The sequence below is a fragment of the Arcicella sp. LKC2W genome (genome assembly GCF_034931005.1).
Lineage (GTDB): Bacteria > Bacteroidota > Bacteroidia > Cytophagales > Spirosomataceae > Arcicella.
In genome coordinates, this window is record NZ_JAYGIN010000058.1 from 1 (window position 1) to 4,949 (window position 4,949).

General features: G+C 30.5%; 3 protein-coding genes and 1 rRNA gene. 3 read left to right on the forward strand and 1 reads right to left on the reverse strand.

The window, feature by feature from the left end; genetic code table 11:
- The first annotated feature begins 493 nt into the window (after positions 1-493).
- The 3 genes from VB796_RS23580 (at position 494) to VB796_RS23590 (ending at position 4,426) form a co-directional block, all read left to right on the forward strand.
- The gene (locus VB796_RS23580) at positions 494-1,453 is read left to right on the forward strand and encodes a ParA family protein (protein WP_323349054.1); all 960 of its coding nucleotides are present in this window, start codon (positions 494-496) and stop codon (positions 1,451-1,453) included.
- A gap of 1 nt (position 1,454) precedes the next feature.
- Complete coding sequence (locus VB796_RS23585; protein ID WP_323349055.1) at positions 1,455-2,408, forward strand: hypothetical protein; 954 nt, start codon at positions 1,455-1,457, stop codon at positions 2,406-2,408.
- A 608-nt stretch (positions 2,409-3,016) separates the two neighbouring features.
- Entirely contained in the window at positions 3,017-4,426 is a 1,410-nt protein-coding gene (locus VB796_RS23590) for a replication initiation protein (protein WP_323349056.1), read from the forward strand.
- Positions 4,427-4,837: 411 nt separating this feature from the next.
- Here the strand turns inward: VB796_RS23590 and rrf are convergent.
- Positions 4,838-4,949 (reverse strand): 5S ribosomal RNA (gene rrf, locus VB796_RS23595).

Here is a 4,949-nt window from a genome sequence, read left to right on the forward strand (position 1 = left end):
TTCAGTCTAAAATAAACCCTAAATAAACCCCCTTTTAATCACATCCCGTCGTTTCGGAGTGCAAAGTTCTACCTTTTATTTTAAACTACCAAACTATATAACAAAAAAATAAAAAGAAAAATCGTAAAATACTTATATACAAATATTTACAGAAAATTTAAATTTCTGCATTCTATCAAAATTGTGTTTAAAATGATTTTTTCTTGCCTATTGTAATCTATCTCTTAAAACATATGCAAATTTTATTGGGTCTATTATTAAATATTTACTTGATGTATTGTGTTTGAACATAAAAATGGCATTCATTGACTATGTCTGTTAAATCAAGGGAGGTTGTTTGTTTGTACAGTGGTATTCAAATAAATTAACTTCGGAAGGATATTCTTTAGAAAAGGTATTTAATGTTTTGGCTTCATAATAATAGCTTCCTGTGTTTTTATGTTTGATATCACAAACGGTGAGTCTAATTTTGTTTAAAATTATAAACAAGCTTATGCTCACTCAAGACACTTTGTTAAAATTTCTCAAGCGTCGCTCTGCAATTTCAATTGCTACGCTGGAAAGGGAAGCTCAATTACCTAAAAATACGCTTTCAGGTGTATTGAATGGTTCTCGAAATTTAAATGAAAAACATTTACTTGATTTGTACCCTGTTGTTACAAAATATGGGTTTAATCAGGAGACATTTGAGAAAGCTCGGGTTATTTCTATTATCAATCATAAAGGTGGGGTCGGTAAGACAACTACAACGGCTTATCTTGGGGAGGCATTAGCAAACCATGGGTTTAAAGTATTGTTGATTGATATTGACCCTCAAGGGAGTTTAAGTGAAGTGCTGAATATAAGGGTAGGGGAAACTCAGGTTTTCCATTCACTATTAAACCTTGATGTTCCGTTAGCTATACAAAATATTCAAAATAACTTAGATATTGCTCCAAGCGATATTGAGCTAAGTTCTGCCGAAAAAGAACTTAGTAATAAAATAGGTGGAGAGTTACGACTTAGAGTTGCGATCAATAAGATAGCAAAAAATTACGATTTCATTCTTATTGATTGTCCTCCTTCGCTAAATATTTTGACGATAACAGCCATGCAAGCTTCAAATAGTTGTCTCATTACAACTCTGCCTGAACAACTTGCTTATAAAGGTTTGGTAGTGCTATTGGAAAGAATTTCAGAAGTACGAGCTTTATTAAACCCTGCATTAGAATTAGATGGAATTGTCTTTACAATGGTTAAAAATAATAACATTCACCGAGAATACAAGGAATTGATTCGTCAACAGTTCTCAAACTTGACGGTTTTTAAGTCGGAAATCAAACATTTGATTGATTTCCAAAAAGCAATGGTGGAACAACAAACTATTAATGTTTTTAATAAAAATTCAGAAGCAGCAAGTTCATATAAAAATTTAGGTACTGAATATTTACAATCTTTAGATAATCGAAACTAATATGGCCAAGAAAACATTAGCCGAAAAAGTGGCAGAAAATAGTAAAGCCGTCTATGAAGGTATGAAAACTAATACTATTGGAAGTTTCAGTTCTATGGAAAATATTAAACAGAATCTTGTCATTCTGGATGAACTGAAAAGCTTAATCTCTCCATTATTACAGTCTGAATTTTTAGCACTGAAAGATAATCTTCAAAAACATGGGTGTAAAGACCCACTAAAGGTTTGGCAAACAACAAATCAAGTCATTTCTCGTGAAGGAGCATTAGATGTTCCAGTCTATGTACTGATTGATGGGCATAACCGTTTTCAATTATGCACAGAGCTACAAATTCCTTTTAATATTCAAATTGATAATTTTGATTCTTTAAAAGATGTTAGAGATTTCATGATTGACTTCCAACTGAGTCGTCGAAACATAACCCCACAACAAGCTTCTTATTTACGTGGATTGAGGTATAATGCTGAAAAACGAGAATTTACCGACAACTTCAATCATTCAATTTCAGATACAGATTTTCCAAATGGTCATAATGACCATTTGGAAAACAACAAAGCAACAACAGCCCAAGAACTTGGTAAATATTTTAGTGTTGGAGAGAAAACTATTCGTAGAGATGCCGAGTTTGCCCGTGGTTTAGAAAAACTCGACCCTACTTTTCGCCAAGATATTTTAAAAGGGGTCATAAAAGTCGAAAAGCAAAAAATTCAAAAAATAAGCCAAGCCACTGACATTATTGAACCATTAAAATCTATTGATGAGTTAAATTCTGTATTCAACAACATCAAGGCTATTGAATCACCCATAAAAACACCCAATACCTTCGATTTAATGGAGTTAAAGTATAATGAGCTAACAATCCAACTCAAACACGTATATCGTGTCCCAAATCGCACGAATAAAGAAATTGCGGCTTTAGAAATTGCTTTTAAAGAATTTATTGAAACTCTTTAAAAGCAATTTCTAAAGCCGCAATTTCTTTAGCACCATAAAAGTAGTTTTAGACCTACTTCAATAAAACACATCAAAACAAATTTTATAAAATTATATTGTTAATCCTCATAATTTTATAAAACTACTCTATCCAATTTCTTCAACATTTAGAAGTTTTTACAAAAACGACTTTTATGGTGTCACCCCATTTTTGATAACACTTTTAATTTTAAAATCACTTAAATTTCATCTTTGCTAAAGATGGAGTTTCCCCTAAGCAAATCAGCTGAAAAAACGTAAAACCTATTATTTTTAGTAATTTTTTCCTGTTTTGTTTTTCTTTTAAATCTTTTAAATGCTTTTAATGCTTTTCGGGGGTCGTAACCAATTGATTTACAGATAGTTAAATAGGGTAAAAACGACTTTTATGGTGTCAAAAACGACTTTTATGGTGTCAAAAACGACTTTTATGGTGTCAAAAACGACTTTTATGGTGTCAAAAAACGACTTTTATGGTGTCAAAAACGACCCCTATTTTTTAAAGGTAGTTTTTTGTTTGAGTAGATATTTTTATTACTTATTTTTGTGTAAAAATAAGTAATAAATGACACCTTATTTTTACACAAAAAATGGATAATCAAGAAGCATCAAAAAGAGAACAAGCACTTATTGCTATATCGAAAGACCCCTTTAGAGTAATAAAAGGAAATCCACTTATCGAAGCAAAATTTGAATTAACTCCAATTCAAACTAAACTATTTTTGTTCTTGTTGGCAAAACTTGATACTTCAAAAAATAGCTTTGAACCAATGATTGTGGTTGTTAAAGATTTCCAAAAATTTATTGGAACAAAGGGAGACAGTCTTTATAACCATTTAAAAAAAGAAGTAGAGAAAATGATTGGTAAACGAGTATATTACAAAGATGACAATGTAGAACTCAATTCCAGTCTAATCAGTGGGTATTTGTATCTGGAGAAAGAAGGAGCTTTCTTAGTTGAGTTTCCGAGCCTTTTAAAGCCATTTCTCTTACAGCTGAAGGAAAACTTTACGGTTATTGATATACGTAATATTTTGGGGCTTGATAGTTCCTATGCAATGCGTTTCTATGATATTTGTAAAGAGAAGGAAAAACTTAGAATATTTCAATATACTATCAGCGAGATAAAAGAGATGTTTTCAATCGAAAACAAATATAAAAACTATTTTGACTTTAAAATTAAAGTGATTGTACAAGCCAGAAATGAGCTCCAGGAGAATTCAGAATTATACTTTGATTTTGAAGAAATTAAGCAAGGGAAAAAGGTTATTGCACTACGATTTACCGTAATCAAGAATACAAAAAAGTTAAATAGAGATGAAAATGATTCATCAATTACAAGTATTGACTCACCAAATCACACCGATATACTAATCAATGATGTCTATAAAACAGTTCAAGATTTCAACATTGGTTTAGTAACAGTACAAAGTTGGTTTGATAAATTCCCTTACTTACAGATAAAACAAGGTATTGACTATACATTACATCAACATAAAAAAGGTAAAATAAAGGATGTAGCAAGTTATCTTCAGAAGATGGTTTCTACCATTGAAATGACAGATATTCAGGATAAGTCTCAAAAAGAAAAGAGGGTTAAACTTGAACGAATACAGCAAGATAAAGAAGATAAATTATTAGTAGAACAACATAGAGATTCTATAAAGAACAACTACTTCCTTCGTAAAAAGAGTCTGGCAAACGATATACTAAAGGCAAATCCTAACCTATTAGGGCAATTAATTGAGGTTTTAAAAGAGGAAACTAAAACAGAAGAAAACAATCTTTTAGCTGAACTCGCCCTTGAAAACTATAAATCTTCACAAGGAATCAACGATAATAATTTAGATGATTTTTGGGTAAATTTCAACATGGATGGAACATTTCAGAGCTATATTCTTGGTAAATTAAACACAATGTTTAACGAATTCCAAACGTTGCGGGATGATTTTTCAGCAGAAGCAAAGCAATTAGGTATAACAGAAATTGAACTATTTTAATAAAAATATAATAATACGAACAAAAAACACTACTACTTTGAATTTATTTTGATAAATACGTTAGATATTTTAATGATACTGTTATATAAAAATGAGAACTTCTATGAAATTTCATTTGACCAACACCTAAAGTCTAAAATAAGCTATAAATAAGGTTGATGAATTTTATATTAACATTATTAAAATCAAATTTTATTTTAATAATGTCATCATGAGTATTATAAAATATAGAATATTTATGAAAGAGAATAAAATGTAACAATGTGAAAGAAATTTTGAAGCATTGATAGTCGATGAGGCATTAGTAATACGAAACATAAATAGAGTTTATAACTTCAAATTGTTTCTCTACTTTATAAAACGCAAAAAACCCTCTCTAAAATTAATTAGTGAGGGTTTATTTATAATAGTATTTGGGGTTTATTTACTTTCCCGCATGTGATTGCAGTATCATCAACGGCAGTAGGCTTAACTTCTCTGTTCGAGATGGGAAGAGGTGAACACTACTCCTATCAACCCCATA